The organism is Alteromonas sp. ABH4_453 (assembly GCF_056160665.1).
Genome location: NZ_JBSWXP010000003.1, coordinates 225,841 through 240,562, shown reverse-complemented (window position 1 = coordinate 240,562; position 14,722 = coordinate 225,841). Strand labels below are relative to the sequence as shown.

The following is a 14,722-nucleotide window of genomic DNA, read 5'->3' as shown; positions in this document are numbered from 1 at the left end:
TAAGACACTCTTATATGGACATTGGCTTATTGAGTACTTTACGTCTCAACGCATTAAAAAAGAAAACGAAGGTAGCTTTAAAACCTGCCATTTTTAAAGCTTGTATTATCCAGCGAGACTTTTCATTCTTATGCTTCAGAGAAAACAAGATTTGCTCACAAACACGTTTTTTAAACCAATAGTCACCGAGAAAAACCTTATGCTTATATGCAGAACCTAGCCTTTTATCAATGTCAGAGGGTTTCATTTTACGTACTTTTGCACCTATACCATCCTCATTTTGGAAACGGTATAAAAATATAGGTTCTGGAATATTCTTAAATTTGATTTCTTTCTGGAACAGCCGAACATACATGTCCCAGTCTTGCCCATTATTTAATGTTTCGTCGAAGCTATTTTGCAGAAGTAAATCACGCTTGGCACTGAATCCACTCATCCCGCAGTAAGTATTACCTCTCAGAAGAGAAGATTTCGTAACAGTTAAATCTTTATTTGTTACAACTACTTCTTCTTTGCCTAGTTGTTTAAAGCCACTAACAATAGCATCTGCACCACCCAAATATTCTTCATGAATCACCTTGAGATAATTAGGCAACCAAATATCGTCATCATCTAAGAAGGCGACGATGTCACCTGACGATTCTTTAATACCAATGTTTCTGGCGGCATTTGCTCCCACACCTGATTTCTGTTTCAAATATCGCGCATCCAGCTTTTCCACCAACGGAAAAACCTCATCGTATGATTTTGTCGAACAGTCATCGATAATAATTATTTCGTAAGCAGAGAGCTCTTGCTGGCTCACACCTATCAGTGCTTCTTGCAAAAAGTCGGGGCGATTAAATGTCGTTATTACAACTGAAATTTTCATCTAGGCACCTCCCTGTGTAACTGTCTTTTTCTTACCTTTTTCACCTAGTAACAATAAGCGTCCAAAAGGAATTCTTTTTGCGATGAAATAGACAGTTATTGGCCCGACTATGCCCAGTATTAAGCCGATTAAAAAGTCTACTTCTATGTAAAACTCTGGTAGTCGCTTCAAGATAATTCGGCTACCTGCAGTGAAAAATACGTGAAAAATGTATATGCTGTATGAGTAGATTCCGATTTTAGCTAGCCAACGAACTTCAAGTTTAAGCCCAAGTAAAAAGTAGCAGCCAAACATACCTGTTATACAGCCTACAAAGCTTCTGCCGTCCACATCATTTACGAAAAAATAAACAGCAAGCATTAACAAAGTACACCCTAAAATACTTTGCAATACCGACAGTGTACGAAGTTCAAAACGTACCATACTCATCCCGAACAAAAAGAATGGCGCTAAATAAATGAATCCCTTGAACCCAAAATATTTTGAATAAGGTTGCTGGAGTGCTAATAAGATAAAAAGGCAAATAACTGTCGCTACGATGATCTTATTATCGAATAACCTTTTTAATTCGAAAGGAATAATAAATATAAATACCCAAAACAACGCCTCTACAAACCAAAAGTGTTGGACTGGGACAATATGCAACAGCCACCAGTTTTCTACCTTATTCGAAGTGCCCGGAACAAGCGATTGTATAATGGCAAATGCAGTTCCGACTACTAGCATGGGGATGAGTAACCTACGTGCTTTCCCTTTTATGAATGTTGGCCAATTTTCGGTAAGAGGGCGGTAAGCGTATACCATGCCTGACAAAAAAGTGAATAAAGGCATTCTAACCGTTTTTAAGAGATCGCTTATTTCACGTAAGAAGCCCGACTCTAATTGAAGCCCTATAGAAGGATTATTCCCTACCACGTGATATGCAACCAATAAGATGCAAGCTAAACCACGAAGAGTATCTATTTTAAGGTCTCTCATTTAATCAGCATTCCTATTGCTCTGATTTACAGATCGGATGTATTTTTTAGTGTAAAACGCAATTTGATCCCAATCGAACTGAATCAAAAATTTATCTCTGTCTATATGCAGGTCTAGACCATCAAGTTCTTCTATCTTTTCCGCAAGCATTTGTTCGTTGCCTACTTCAAAGTACGTATCTTCAGGCGCTTCTATATCTAAATTAGGTGTAATATTACTTAGTAATACATTAGTGCCTGAACTGATTGCTTCTAACGCAACAATTGGAAGGCCTTCGTGATAAGAAGGCAATACGAAAACTTTTGCATGTTGGTACAATGCTTTTAGTTCGCTGCCAGAACGCCGCCCTGCGAAAATGATATTTTCAGATGCCATTGCTTTTAGCGAGGCTGAGTATTCGTCCTCGTGGTCGGTACTACCTACTATCACTAGTTTAAGTTGGGTGTTTGCATTTTTATAAGCGTTTACTAGGTTATGAAAACCTTTCTCGGGTACTAAGCGCCCTACAGTTACAATGTACCCGTTACTAGTAAGGCTAAGTTCAGCAGGCAAGTCACTCGCTGTTGATTGGCCAGTAAACGATGGCAACATACCGTTGGGTACATAGTGTATTTTGTGTGCATGTTTTGGGTACTGTTCTTTTAGCCGCGCTGTTAGAGACTTGCCAACCACAAACATCTTCTGAGAAAAAACAACGCCCATTTTTTCCCCAAATTTTAAAATGCTTTTTGCAAAACTATTCCACTTTTGCCTGTCGTAATCTGCACCATGATGGGTAACTACAACCTTCATACCCAGCAATCGTGCAACAGGTGTGAAGAGTGCTGGGCCTATAGCGTGAAGATGAATGACATCGGGTTTCAAAAACAAACGTGCATAAAAAATTGCGATAAAAGTGTGCAGAAAAGTTTCTAGAAATTTGTTTCGCACTGCCCAAACTGACCGCACTTCAACGCCTTCATACTCGTAAGCTTTTTTACTTAAATACGGCGAGCGCCCAATAACAGTAATATTGAAATCACCACTTTTCATTCGAGGGTAAATATTTTGGCAATGAGACTCAATTCCGCCCATTACGTCAGGAATTCCGCGCAACCCGATTACAACAATATTCATTAAGTAGCATTTCCCTGTGTTGGATTGATTCCCATAATTTTCTCAATTCCCGAAGCTGGTGTTTTGCGTTGGTTATTCGGTTTACTTGCGAAAACCTGAGCGCCTATTAAGCTAAAGAAAATAAGCCCTTCTATATTCCACAAGGGCATTGTAGCCATATTCATGGTCAAAAAGCCTATGAATGATAGCAATAATAACTTTCTCAATCCCTGATCAAATACCGAGATTGCTTGAAGTACAATAGAAATGCACAACAGTATAAATAGCGAAAGCCCAATAACTCCGTATTCATATAAATAAGACACAAATGTGTTGTGGGCGTAAAGGTCAAATGCTTTGTTCCAGGCACCAGGTCCAAATCCGAAAACTTGATTTAAGAGATCAGCGTTTACAAAGGCATTTATATACAAACTCCAAATGTAAACTCTAGCTGACATAATATCCTTTTCAGCCTCGCTAAAATAAATAGGTGCTTTTAATACCAAATCTAGGTTTGAAATTAAGGTTCCGACGTCAGCGAATCGCTCACGCATTGATATAGACACCGCCATAAAGGACAAAATAATAACCATAGTTACAAGCGTCATTACTGATACTTTCTGAGATGGTTTAATTCGCTGTTCAATGAGGTTGTAATAGAAAACAGCAACTATAGGCAAAACTGCTAGCATTGCAGTTCTATAATTAACCAACATAAGTAAAATCACGGCTAATGTGAACAATGTGCTGCGAAACCTAATACTACCCCGCTCAGTTAATCCAATAACAAAAACGAAGCTTGCGATAATCATAGAAAAGGCCGCTTCATGATTATAACCGCCAATGTAGCTGGCCGAACCATCTGCCTCAGTAGCTTTAACCTCACCCAATAGCAGAGAAAAAGCTTGTAAAGTAACAGGCATAACAAAAGCAACCACAAGCTTTTTGAACGTTTCAGAATGCCCCTGCATGCGGATTGAAAGAAACAGCGCACCAGATAGAACTAAGAAATAACACCATTTAACTAAAACATTGATGGTACCGGGTATTTCTAAATTTACTATGCCGCTTGCTGCTATCGCAGCGAAGAAAAGATAATAGGGAAATAGTTTTCTTAACGTAAAAACGGCGGTAGGTATTAAAAGCAAACCTAAGCCAGCCACCCCAATACTTCCCAAAGCATTTATTGAAAATCCAGCTACTAATGACGGGTAAGTAATGCTATGAAACGCAGACAAAAAGAATCGCAGCCATATAGCGCAAATAGCAAACGCTAAATATTTATTGCAGTTCCCCGTTATGGTGCGATACACCATAATGAAGCTTATTAGGCCAACAACTACCTTTAACCCTTCAAACATGTTTATTTGCAAACCTTTTCAATAATGGCTATTACTTTTTCTTGAAAGGCATTGTAAGAAAATTGCTTTGCACAGATTTTGCTTTTTGCGGCGTAAGATACCCGAACGCTTTCATTACTGAATAAGCTTAACGCTCTTGCAATGCCTTCAGCGTTATTTAACTCACACAGAATACCGTTTTTTTCCTCGCTAGCGCCAGTTACTCTGTAAGGGTATTGTTTTGCAATAATTTCCGCAGGGCCCGACTCACAGTTTGTTGCTATTACTGCTTTTTCTAAACACATAGCTTCAACAATAGCATTAGGAAAGCCTTCAGCGTTCGACGTACTTACAAAGTATTCGGCATTGCTTAAATAAGGATATGGGTTTGCTTTAAAGCCAAGAAACTGAACCTTGCTATCAATTCCTAGTTCTTTAACTAGCGCTTTAAGGTTCGATTCTTCATCGCCCACGCCCAGAATTACCAGGTTTTCGACTATGTTAGCTTTGGCGTAGGCGTTAAGTAGTAAGGAGAAGTTTTTATTCTTAACTAAGCGCCCTACGCCAATAATGTAAGGCTTAGTGGGTAGGTCCGACACACTTTCTGATGCCTGGGCCTGAAGTTGATTTATATCGTAAGGGTTATACAACACCGATACCTTGTCTCTTGATACTGAATAGTTATCGATAAGGTCGGCTTTTACGCCTTCAGATACAGCTACAACGCTGTCGGCTTTATTGTAAAGCAAACGAACCAACAAACGGCTTACACCATCCTTTAGGCCGCCAGAAAGATGGCTTGTTGTATTAACCCGCTCGCTAATTATAGCTTTAAACTTTAAGCGCTTGGCTAACGTAACGTTTAAGAAGTTACTTCGCGTTAAAAAGCTAAAGCAATATTCTGGGTTTAATTCTGCTACAACGGGCTTAAGCTGTTGATAACCTGAAACTAAACTTCCCTGGGAATTAAGCACTATTTTATTAACGTACTCGGGGCAAACTTGAGATTCAGGCAAGTCATCTAGCAGAATAAGATGTACGGGAATGTTTTTAGCAACGAAATAAGATTGCATTATGGTTAACAGTTTAACCATTACTCGTTCAGCGCCACCGCCTTCAAGTGAATTAATGATAAACACCGCTGGACGCGCTGAGTACTCCATGAAAGTTCCTTTTCGTTGTAAATTTACTACAAAGCTGGGGAATGATACCAGAAGGTGTGTTAGTGCATAACCCACACCCTTTACTTATATGTTCAAAACTCTATTCGAAGATAGATTAAACATAAAATGTGCCAAAAAGATCAAAAACAAACAAAAAAACTTTTGGGTATTTGAAATACCTTTCAAGTTCCTAATAAGTTTGCCATCATTGCTTTATTGGTCGGCAAGCTATGCTATCGCATAGTGGTGAAAGATTTTTTACACTTGCCTTAATCTATTGCATAAAGTAGCCACGGTTTGCACCAAAAGAAACGTTTTTACTCTCCTTTTCTTAACCGTTTTACTGTGCGCAGCATGTTAACCGCTGTTCGCTCGGCTGTTGTTGTAGGTCTTATCTTACTAGCGGTTACATCGCCTATTGCCCAACAAAAAACCGTATTTACGCCGCAAGTTTATGCACGTATTGGTTCAATTTATGGCACTGAAGCTAGCGAAGACGTTGCTAATTGGCGACAATTAGTTGCTGAATTACAAAATGAAGACCTAGACGAAAAGCTTTACGAAATAAACCGCTTTTTCAATCGTTTTGATTTTGTAGACGACCTTGTTCACTGGCAACAAAAAGATTATTGGGCAACGCCAATTGAATTTATTTCCACGGGTGCGGGCGACTGTGAAGACTACACTATAGCCAAATACTTCTCCTTAATTGAACTTGGTGTTCCTGAACAACAGTTGCGATTAATGTATGTAACCGCCTTAGAATTACGCCAACCCCACATGGTTTTGGCGTATTATGAAACCCCAACCTCTATTCCACTTGTTTTGGATAATATAAATAGGCGTATATTGCCTGCTAATAAAAGAAGAGATTTGTCACCCATTTATAGCTTTAACGGTAACGGCTTGTGGGCCGCAAAAGCTATGGGAACGGGCCGTAAGCTGAGGGGAAGCGGCCCGATGAAGATGTGGGACGATATGGTAGAGCGGCTAGACCGCGTTATGTACGGAGATAAAGAAGAATAATGAGACTATCTACCCAACTAAGTACAAGCTTACTCGTTTTTTTGATACTAGTGTTTGCTGGTTCTTTCATAATAAACGTTAAGTTAACCAGAGAATATGTAAACGAGCAGCTTGCCACCCACGCGCAAGATACCGCGACTTCGTTGGGGCTATCTATCACCCCATATTTAAGTGAAGGCAACGGTATTGCGGTAGCCGAAACCATGGTAAACGCTATTTTCGACAGAGGTTTTTATCAATACATAACCATTACGGATATGGAAGGGAATTTACTAATTGAAAGGCGCAACCCTAATACCATTGACTCGGTGCCAGACTGGTTTACTAATATTGTGGAAGTTACACCACCGGTAGAGAAAACCGAATTAAATAATGGTTGGACGATGGCGGGCGAGCTTGCGGTTCAAAGTCACCCGGGGCTTGCCAATGAAACTTTATGGGAAAGCGTTAAACAAAGTGCGTTTATGTTTTTTGCAGCCTTTGTTTTTGCTTATATTGCCCTACTCTTTATTATCACTGCTATTACGAAACCGCTTCGCATTGTAGTGAACAAAATTGAAGATATTCAAAACCAAAAGTTTTCCCACATTAACTACGAACCTTTCACCAAAGAACTTTCCTTTATAACCCAGGCGGTAAACCGGCTTTCTTCGTCTGTTGAGGTTATGTTTAAAGAGTTAACCCAAAAAGCCGAGCAGTTCAGAATTCAAGCTTTTGAAGACAGTCTGACCGGTGTGCAAAATAGAAACGCTTTTACCCGTCATATGAACGCGCTACTGAGTAAAACTGCCACCTCGGATGAAGGCTATGTAATTTTAATACGTCTTGCACAACTAAACGCTATTAACATGACATTAGGCGCACAAGATGGCGATAAGTACGTTACGGGTGTAGCTGAAGAGCTTAAAAACTTCTCATCTAGCGCTCAAGAAACATCATTTTTGTTTAGGATATCGGGCGCTGATTTTGTATTAGTTACAGAGGCAATGACAAAGCAAGAATGCGAAGCGCACCTGCAGGTACTCAATACCACTTTGTCTCACTGCAACTCGCTTAAAGATGGCAGTAAAGCGGTATGGATTGGCGCTGCGCATTTTAATGATGAACAGTCTTTTTCTGAAATTATGGAAAATGCTGATAGCGCGCTTATGGCCGCTACAAAACAACCAAACGGTTGGCAATTTGCGTCTGAGCTTTCTCATATTCACAGTAATACGGCGTGGAAAGAGCGTTTGAACCAAATATTACACCAGCAGTATGCCGATATACTTATTCAGCCTGTAATGAACATTGACCAAAACACGCCCGCTTATTTCGAAGCATTTGCACGATTTAAAGATAAAGATACTGGCAACCCTATACCAATGTCTCAATTAATTCCGGCGTCAGAGCGCTTGAACTTAATTCCTGAGGTAGATAAGTTGGTGGTAAGCCTAGTGCTTAATAAGCTAGCAAAAGATAAACGCAATGTTGCCATTAACATTGCGAACGCGTCGCTAGCCAATGCTTCGTTTAGACAGTGGTTATTAGGTTTACTGAACCAAAATGAAGCGCTATGCACTTATTTGATCTTTGAATTAGAAGATTCTGCGTTAATACACCACAAGAACGACGCGGTATCATTTTGTAAGTCGCTGGTTAATTTAGGCTGCAAGATTACCATTGAACATTTTGGAGACAATCTTGCATCGTTAGTTGGGTTGAGGGCTATTCAGCCTCATTTTGTAAAAATTTCCGGCAAACTTACGAAAGATATTCACTCAGACAAAGACAGTCAGCTGTTTGTAAGTAGTTTATTGAGTATCGCTCGTGGGTTAAGTATTAACATTATTGCTGAGCTTGTTGAGAATGAAGCGGAATGTGTCGCTTTGTGTAAGTTAGATGTTTCATATCAGCAAGGGTTTTATTTCGCGAAACCTTCGCTGTGGCAGTATTAATACACGCGTAAAATAAGCAAACGTAAATAGATGTACAACAAAAGCGAGATATTGTACGTTTACTTGTTGTACAATATGGCCATATGGCGTTAGCAAGAAGCTAACCCGACGTTTTTAATCTAAGGATAAGTTATGCGTAGCAACGTTTTTTTATCTGTGCTTTTAAGCGCTTTAATCGCTTTTTCGACAGTTTCTTTTGCACAAGAAGGTAGCGTACCAGGCCTACAAGTTAGAAACCTTTTAGTTACTGAAATTGAAGAAGGTGCCGCGGTTGAGCAAGCCGCTAGTGAAGTAAGCCAGACCGTACTTGACGAAGGTATGTTTTTTGATGCCGCTGGCTTATCATACTTAAGCGAGAACCAAGCTGCTTATCAATTGATGGTGAGCCTACTGAACGACAACGCAACCGGCTTTGAAATTGCTATAGCAGGTTTTGGTGAACTACCTGAGCAACCAGAACAAGTAGTAACTATCGCTATTTTGATGTTCCCAGAAGACGCTAACGAAATTTACAATATTGCCCTTCAGATGCAAGTCATCAGTGAAGAAGATGCGCTATTAGCAGTTATTAATGCAGGTGTAGACCCTAGCACCTTAACGGCAACCGCTGCAGGCGCTGCTGGAAATACCTTCTCTCCGCTAGGTGTAGGTACTGGTGCTGCTGGTGCTGGCGGTGGCGATACCACTATTTCAGCGAACTAAAGCCCATTACATTTAAATTTTGCGCTAGTACGTTGTAAGTGCCTATTTTTAATACCCAGAAAACCGAAAAGTTTCTTTTCGGTTTTCTTTTGTTTACCTTGTTCTGGCTGCCTTTATCACTAGGTGCCAACCGCCCGTGGGCGTGGGCACTAATGCAAATGTCGGTTTTCTTTCTTGGCGGCATTTTATTACTCACTCGCGAGTCTCTACTTTCAAAGCTATACAAACAATATAAACTGCTGGTAATTGTTTGGTTAGTATTCTTAACGTGGCAGCTTATCAATATAGTCCCTCTGCCCTTTTCTTTGGTTGAAACTCTGCGCCCCGAACGCGCAAGTCTTCTACTTAATAAAAATGCACTGGGCATGGAAAGTATAAGCTCGCAATGGCTCCCTCTTAGCTTCGATGTGGGCCAAAGCGACGTAATATTCTTTAAGTCCCTCGCCTATTGTTTCTTATTTTTTATAACGCTAACTCTGGTTAATTCCGGCAAGCGACTTAGGTATATACTAATAGTGATAAGTGCTGCCGGCGTGTTTCAGGCTATATATGGCTCGTTAGAAGTATTGTCTGGTTTGCAATATAGCTTGGTGTTTAAGTTACCTGTTTCGCATATCGCCACGGGAAGTTATGTATATAAGAACCACTACGCTAATTTTCTTTTGCTTTGTTTAAGCGCTGCCATTGGTTATATGATAGCGAGTTTGCGTGTTCGAAGCGGTTCTAGCCCTAGAGAGCGTTTACGTAGAATCGTGCGTTTTTGGTTAAGCAATAAAGTGCTGTTTCGTATTGGCATTATTATTATGGTTATTGCGTTAGTTATGTCTCGCTCTAGAATGGGTAACAGCGCCTTTTTCATAGCTATGACTATTACCGCCACACTAGGCTTAATTTACTTTAAGCCGCGCCAAAAAAGCTATGTCGTGCTGTTTATTAGTATGCTGGTCATCGATATTCTTATTGTAAGTAGTCTATTTGGGCTTAAGCAGGTTCAGCAACGTATAGAGCAAACAAATTTAACCCAAGAAAGCCGCGATGAAGTTATCACTGATGCCCTGCCCCTTATCTCTCAATATGGAGTTATAGGTACAGGTGGTGGCACCTTTTATACGGTATACCCTCAGGTTCAAAGCGAATCGATTCAGCACTTTTACGATCATGCTCATAATGAATACCTTCAATTTGCTATTGAGTTTGGCATTGTAGGTGCAGCCATTATAGCCATGCTTGTATTGCTGTGCGCGAAAAGCGCCTTAAGCGCTATGCGACACCGAAGACACCCACTGCCAAGGGGAACAGCCTTTGCAACTGTTATGGCGGTGATAGGAATGGCTTTACACAGTACGGTAGACTTTCCTCTGCAAGCACCGGCAAATACCGCTATATTTATTGTACTGTTAGCACTAGGTGCGTTAAGTCGCGATATCCCTATGGGGCGGCGAGATAGATAGCCACAATTAGTTTTATGACACAAGGGGACCTGTGTGGTATTGAAGATAAAGCGACCAATAAAAGAAGAGCCTAACGTTCAGCACATGCTAGAGCGTATGCCCAAAAATGTTGCAGATTCCTTTACCGACGACCAGTTGTTTCATTTAAATACAGCCCTTGCTGGACGGCGGTGGGGCAGCCACAAGGTAGATCTAAGAGGCACTATAGGTTTACTGCGAAGCCGATATTATTTTGTTTTACTGGCAGGTCGAGATAAGCGCGACCTATCGCGTACCGAAAGTCGCATCGGCAAACTGGTGATGGCAGCGGTTATTGCTTTATTCTTATGCGTATCTTTAGTGCTAGGCTTAGTGCTGTTGTATATTTTAAAAAGCTGGCTGGGTATAAACCTTTTTGAAGGGTTTTCTTTAGGCTTATGGGATTGGCTGAATGGAAAAGGCTAGCTAATCATAAGTTATGCAGTTAGGAATGCGCTTTCGAACCGAGTAACTGGCGTCGCGCAACCATCTGCAAACGGTTTCACTCGCATTATGCTTTTGTATTGTATTTAAAACAAAGTCTCTGCTTAGCGGGTTCTGAATGCCTAAATTCAAATGCTGTTTCAATTGCTCTTTAATTTTTACGTAGTGGATAGACCTTCCACTAAACATTTCTAAACCGAACTCCACGATAAACTTGTGCACTATGGCATCTTGTGGACCGGCTTGCTTGGCATTTTTTACGTAATGATAAAACTCATTATCTAACTCACCCTGCTGTAGCTTTACAGAAGCTAAGCCAATCCAGCTGCCGCTCCAGCTAGGCCGCAATAACAGGCTTTTTTCATAACTTTGTGCCGCATTATTTAAGTTATCACTATGGTTTTTTAAGCCTAATTCCACACTGCCCGATTCTTTACTTCTCTTTTCAACAACGGCTTTCCACTCAAATAACTGCCCCTGGATTTGATAATACAGAGCGTTATCTGGGAAATAATCGATAGCGCTGCCAATTTTACCTAGGCCCCTGTCAATTCTGTTTATTGAAGCTTTGTCAGGGCTTAGTTGCCACCCCTCAATATCATTTTTAACGCTGTAGTATGCATTACCCGCTATAAAAAGCTGGAAGCTCCACAAAAAACAAAAACCTGCAAGCAACACCATTATCCACTTCAGTATTAAGCTGTTATCTGTGAAGGTATTGAGTAAACGGCTAGTCATTAATCACTTCGTTTTGTTGGCCAAACGACACTATCGCACCAGGCCGTGTTACAAAAACCTCTTGTGCAAATTCATCACTAAACTTTGTCACTAGGTCGAAAGCGGCACTCATATCGTTAGGTCGGCGCACAACATCATGGGTATCTGACGCTACAACATGAAATGCTTTGTTTTGCATCATAGATAAGGCGAAATCTTCTACCTTGTCGCCAAAGCGGCCTGTTAACGCACCTGCGGTAACTTGGAACATACAGCCTTGACGTTGCAACCAGTTAAACTTGTGCTGCTCTGCTAATAGCTCACGGTTGCGCTCTGGGTGTGCAATAAGTGGCTGAACGTTATTTTTCAAAAGCCATTTTATAAGCACTTCTAAACCTTGCGGTATGTGGCTATGTGGCATTTCAAGCAATAGAATGTTCTTACCATTATATTTGCCTAAAAAAGGTAGTTCCCGTTGCTTGAACCAAATAGGAATTAGCTCGTTCACGCGCACTTCTGCGGCAAAAGAAAGAGAAAGAGGAATAGACGCGCGATTTACTTCTTTTTGAAACTCTAAGAAAGTTTGTTCGATAGACTGTAATGTATTGTCGAAGTAGCCTTTATGAATATGTGGTGTACAAACCATATGGCGAACCCCGCCATTTACGGCTTGCTGCGCCATTTCTAAGGCGATGTCTAAAGACCTGGCACCATCGTCGATGCCAGGCAGTATGTGGCTATGTAAGTCTATCAATAAATGCTGTTAGCTGTTTTTATGACTGGTATACCCATATTGATCATAAAACCCAGCGTACCTTTGTGCTGCTCCTGATTTGCGTAAGTCTACTTGATTTAGTACTACACCATCAAGGCGATGACCTACTTGTAAGAAGCGAGACAACCCATTATTGATTAGCTTTTCACTGGTACTATCAGCACGTACAACGTAAATGACCGAGTCACAAGAATTAGCAATAACCATAGAATCGCTTACCGCTTGAGTAGGTGCAGTATCAATTACTACATATTTATACTGTGTTTTCAGCTGTTGAATTAGCTCGTTGAAACCTTTATCTGAAAGTAGCTCTTGCGGGTTAGAAGGAATAGTACCAGCAGATAGAATATCAATATTAGACTCTTCATCCCTTACTAAACACTCGTCGAATGTATGAGATTTGAGTATAAGATTCGCTACACCTGGCTGGTAATTTGGAATGTTAAATTGCTTACCTACACTAGGACGACGTAAGTCTGCATCGATAAGAATAGTTTTATCAAGCTGACCAAGTGCGAAAGCCAAGTTAATAGAAACCGTTGTTTTACCTTCTTTTGGTACACTCGAGGTTACCATTATTGCCTGTTGCTCTTTGTCTAAATTCAATAAAGATAAGCTAGTACGCAATGTACGAACAGACTCGGCAAACTGATGCTTTTTACCATCGAAGAATGAGCGAACAGGCAAGTCGGTCTTTTTCTTATGTGGTAACCATGGAATAAGCCCCAACATACGTTGGCCAAGCTTGCGCTCTACATCTTCCACTGAACGTATACCACTGTTAAGCGTTTCCATAGCAATAGCTAAGAACACGCCAAAGCCGACACTAAACACGAACGCTGCGCCAATCAACAACTTTTTGTTTGGTTTTGAAGGCACGTAATTTGGAAGCGCTTCATCCAATACTCTAGCGTTGGCAGATTCAAACCCACCTAGCTCGTCTGTTTCTTTTAATCGTGTGAAAAATGAATTATATAGCTGCTGGTTTATATCCACTTCACGCTGAAGGGCTTTGCGTTGATTGTCCAATCCAGACAAGTCGCGGAATTCGGCTTTTGCACGAGATACTTCCCGCTCTAGCTGCGCTACTCGGTCTTCAGATACTTCATATTGCGTAGTAATACTTCTAATAAGGTCACGTATTTGGCCGCTTAGGGTTTCCCTTATTGATGAAAGCTCTGCGTTTGCCGCAATCATACGCGGGTGTTTAGGGCCGTACACATTACTAAGCTCGCTTACGCGCGTCATCGCCTTAGCTTCATCGCGGCGAACGTCTCTTATAGTAGGGTGATTCAGCACCTCCGGTAGGCGAGCAATGTCATCTAATGAAACATCATTACGTGTTTGTTTGTAAATAACCGCGTTTAATTTAAGCGCAGTCTGTGCGTCTAATAACTGCTTACTTAGTTGCTCTAGTTCTTCAGACGCTAACCCTACTACACCATCAATATTTACCACTTGGTTTTCTTCGTAGAACTTCGCTAAATTACGTTCAGCCACATCTAGCTTTTGCTTCAATCCTTCTAAGCTTTCTGTAAGAAAAGACGTTGCTTTTGCAGTCATATCTAACTTAGCTTGAAGGTAGTTCTCGATGTACACGTCTGTAACTGCGTTAGCTAGTTCAGCCGAAAGCTGTGGAGATTCTGTAGTAACGGTAATACGCATTACTTGCGTATTATCTACCATCTCTACGGACAATGCTTTCATTAGTAGAGACGTAGCTTTACGTTTTTTAGCCGCTAAAATTTGCTCTTCAGTCAGCTCTTTTGGGTCTTTCTGCGGCAAAAATGGCAGCGCCTCCAGAAGACTGGCTTTAAGCTCATCTACCAGCCCTGGCTTTTCTTTTGCTGGCATAAACTCTTCATTATTCCATAATGACAAGCTTTCTACTGTACGCTCTGCAATTTGACGCGACTGTAATATTTCAAACTGAGTTTGCATATAGTCTTTGCGCTTAGTATCTAAGCCATAGACTTCTTCAATTGAAACAACATTTGCTTTGTCTGCTTCTACTAAAATAGTGGTGGTAGAGGTAAACATTGGCGTCATACGCATTACCAACAGCGCCACAAGTATTGTGAACGCAATTGCCAGCGAGATAATACGAAATGAGTAACGCTTTATAATTCCTAGATAGTGAGCAATGTCGATGGTTTCATGTTCAAACACACCGGCGTTTAACTCTTCCCTGCTATTTACTGCCAT

General features: G+C 40.8%; 13 protein-coding genes. 5 read left to right on the top strand and 8 right to left on the bottom strand.

The window, feature by feature from the left end:
* Window positions 1–10: 10 nt before the first annotated feature.
* The 5 genes from ACXAGV_RS07440 to ACXAGV_RS07420 are packed head-to-tail and all read right to left on the bottom strand — an operon-like array spanning window position 11 to window position 5,447.
* On the bottom strand, window positions 11–871 hold the full coding sequence (locus ACXAGV_RS07440; RefSeq protein WP_474872699.1) for a glycosyltransferase family 2 protein: 861 nt from the start codon (window positions 869–871) through the stop codon (window positions 11–13).
* The gene (locus tag ACXAGV_RS07435) at window positions 872–1,849 is read right to left on the bottom strand and encodes an acyltransferase family protein (protein ID WP_474872698.1); all 978 of its coding nucleotides are present in this window, start codon (window positions 1,847–1,849) and stop codon (window positions 872–874) included.
* Entirely contained in the window at window positions 1,850–2,965 is a 1,116-nt protein-coding gene (locus tag ACXAGV_RS07430; protein ID WP_474872697.1) for a glycosyltransferase family 4 protein, read from the bottom strand.
* On the bottom strand, window positions 2,965–4,305 hold the full coding sequence (locus tag ACXAGV_RS07425) for an O-antigen ligase family protein (protein ID WP_474872696.1): 1,341 nt from the start codon (window positions 4,303–4,305) through the stop codon (window positions 2,965–2,967). Before ACXAGV_RS07425 ends, ACXAGV_RS07430 begins: the two co-directional genes overlap by 1 nt.
* A gap of 2 nt (window positions 4,306–4,307) precedes the next feature.
* The gene (locus tag ACXAGV_RS07420; RefSeq protein WP_474872695.1) at window positions 4,308–5,447 is read right to left on the bottom strand and encodes a glycosyltransferase; all 1,140 of its coding nucleotides are present in this window, start codon (window positions 5,445–5,447) and stop codon (window positions 4,308–4,310) included.
* Window positions 5,448–5,744: 297 nt separating this feature from the next.
* On the opposite strand from ACXAGV_RS07420, the gene ACXAGV_RS07415 reads away from it, so the two are divergent.
* From ACXAGV_RS07415 to ACXAGV_RS07395, 5 genes are all read left to right on the top strand, one after another.
* Complete coding sequence (locus tag ACXAGV_RS07415; protein ID WP_474872694.1) at window positions 5,745–6,473, top strand: transglutaminase-like cysteine peptidase; 729 nt, start codon at window positions 5,745–5,747, stop codon at window positions 6,471–6,473.
* Window positions 6,473–8,410, top strand: a complete 1,938-nt coding sequence (locus ACXAGV_RS07410; RefSeq protein WP_474872693.1) for a bifunctional diguanylate cyclase/phosphodiesterase — start codon at window positions 6,473–6,475, stop codon at window positions 8,408–8,410. Before ACXAGV_RS07415 ends, ACXAGV_RS07410 begins: the two co-directional genes overlap by 1 nt.
* A 132-nt stretch (window positions 8,411–8,542) precedes the next feature.
* Window positions 8,543–9,112, top strand: a complete 570-nt coding sequence (locus tag ACXAGV_RS07405) for a hypothetical protein (RefSeq protein ID WP_474872692.1) — start codon at window positions 8,543–8,545, stop codon at window positions 9,110–9,112.
* Between the two features lie 44 nt (window positions 9,113–9,156).
* Window positions 9,157–10,563: an O-antigen ligase family protein gene (locus ACXAGV_RS07400; protein ID WP_474872919.1), complete on the top strand. Its 1,407-nt coding sequence runs from the start codon at window positions 9,157–9,159 to the stop codon at window positions 10,561–10,563.
* Between the two features lie 33 nt (window positions 10,564–10,596).
* A complete protein-coding gene (locus tag ACXAGV_RS07395; RefSeq protein ID WP_474872691.1) occupies window positions 10,597–11,007 on the top strand; it encodes a 3-phosphoshikimate 1-carboxyvinyltransferase in 411 nt (136 codons plus the stop codon).
* Here the strand turns inward: ACXAGV_RS07395 and ACXAGV_RS07390 are convergent, their stop codons facing one another.
* Genes ACXAGV_RS07390 through ACXAGV_RS07380 form a run of 3 tightly spaced genes read right to left on the bottom strand, consistent with a single transcriptional unit; the run spans window position 11,008 to window position 14,722 of the window.
* Window positions 11,008–11,763, bottom strand: coding sequence for a VpsP family polysaccharide biosynthesis protein (locus tag ACXAGV_RS07390; RefSeq protein ID WP_474872690.1), 756 nt, complete (start codon window positions 11,761–11,763; stop codon window positions 11,008–11,010).
* Window positions 11,756–12,496 carry a tyrosine-protein phosphatase gene (locus ACXAGV_RS07385; protein ID WP_474872689.1) on the bottom strand — a complete coding sequence of 247 codons (741 nt, stop codon included), beginning with the start codon at window positions 12,494–12,496 and terminating at the stop codon, window positions 11,756–11,758. The genes ACXAGV_RS07390 and ACXAGV_RS07385 overlap by 8 nt, the downstream gene beginning before the upstream one ends.
* Window positions 12,497–12,505: 9 nt before the next feature.
* On the bottom strand, window positions 12,506–14,722 hold the full coding sequence (locus tag ACXAGV_RS07380) for a GumC family protein (RefSeq protein ID WP_474872688.1): 2,217 nt from the start codon (window positions 14,720–14,722) through the stop codon (window positions 12,506–12,508).

What these genes read in the sequence shown, in the direction of transcription:
- ACXAGV_RS07380 (WP_474872688.1), bottom strand. Translation starts at nt 14,722, where the DNA reads ATGGCAGTAAATAGCAGGGAAGAGTTAAACGCCGGTGTGTTTGAACAT.
- ACXAGV_RS07435 (WP_474872698.1), bottom strand. Translation starts at nt 1,849, where the DNA reads ATGAGAGACCTTAAAATAGATACTCTTCGTGGTTTAGCTTGCATCTTA.
- ACXAGV_RS07440 (WP_474872699.1), bottom strand. Translation starts at nt 871, where the DNA reads ATGAAAATTTCAGTTGTAATAACGACATTTAATCGCCCCGACTTTTTG.
- ACXAGV_RS07410 (WP_474872693.1), top strand. Translation starts at nt 6,473, where the DNA reads ATGAGACTATCTACCCAACTAAGTACAAGCTTACTCGTTTTTTTGATA.
- ACXAGV_RS07430 (WP_474872697.1), bottom strand. Translation starts at nt 2,965, where the DNA reads ATGAATATTGTTGTAATCGGGTTGCGCGGAATTCCTGACGTAATGGGC.
- ACXAGV_RS07420 (WP_474872695.1), bottom strand. Translation starts at nt 5,447, where the DNA reads ATGGAGTACTCAGCGCGTCCAGCGGTGTTTATCATTAATTCACTTGAA.
- ACXAGV_RS07405 (WP_474872692.1), top strand. Translation starts at nt 8,543, where the DNA reads ATGCGTAGCAACGTTTTTTTATCTGTGCTTTTAAGCGCTTTAATCGCT.
- ACXAGV_RS07390 (WP_474872690.1), bottom strand. Translation starts at nt 11,763, where the DNA reads ATGACTAGCCGTTTACTCAATACCTTCACAGATAACAGCTTAATACTG.
- ACXAGV_RS07425 (WP_474872696.1), bottom strand. Translation starts at nt 4,305, where the DNA reads ATGTTTGAAGGGTTAAAGGTAGTTGTTGGCCTAATAAGCTTCATTATG.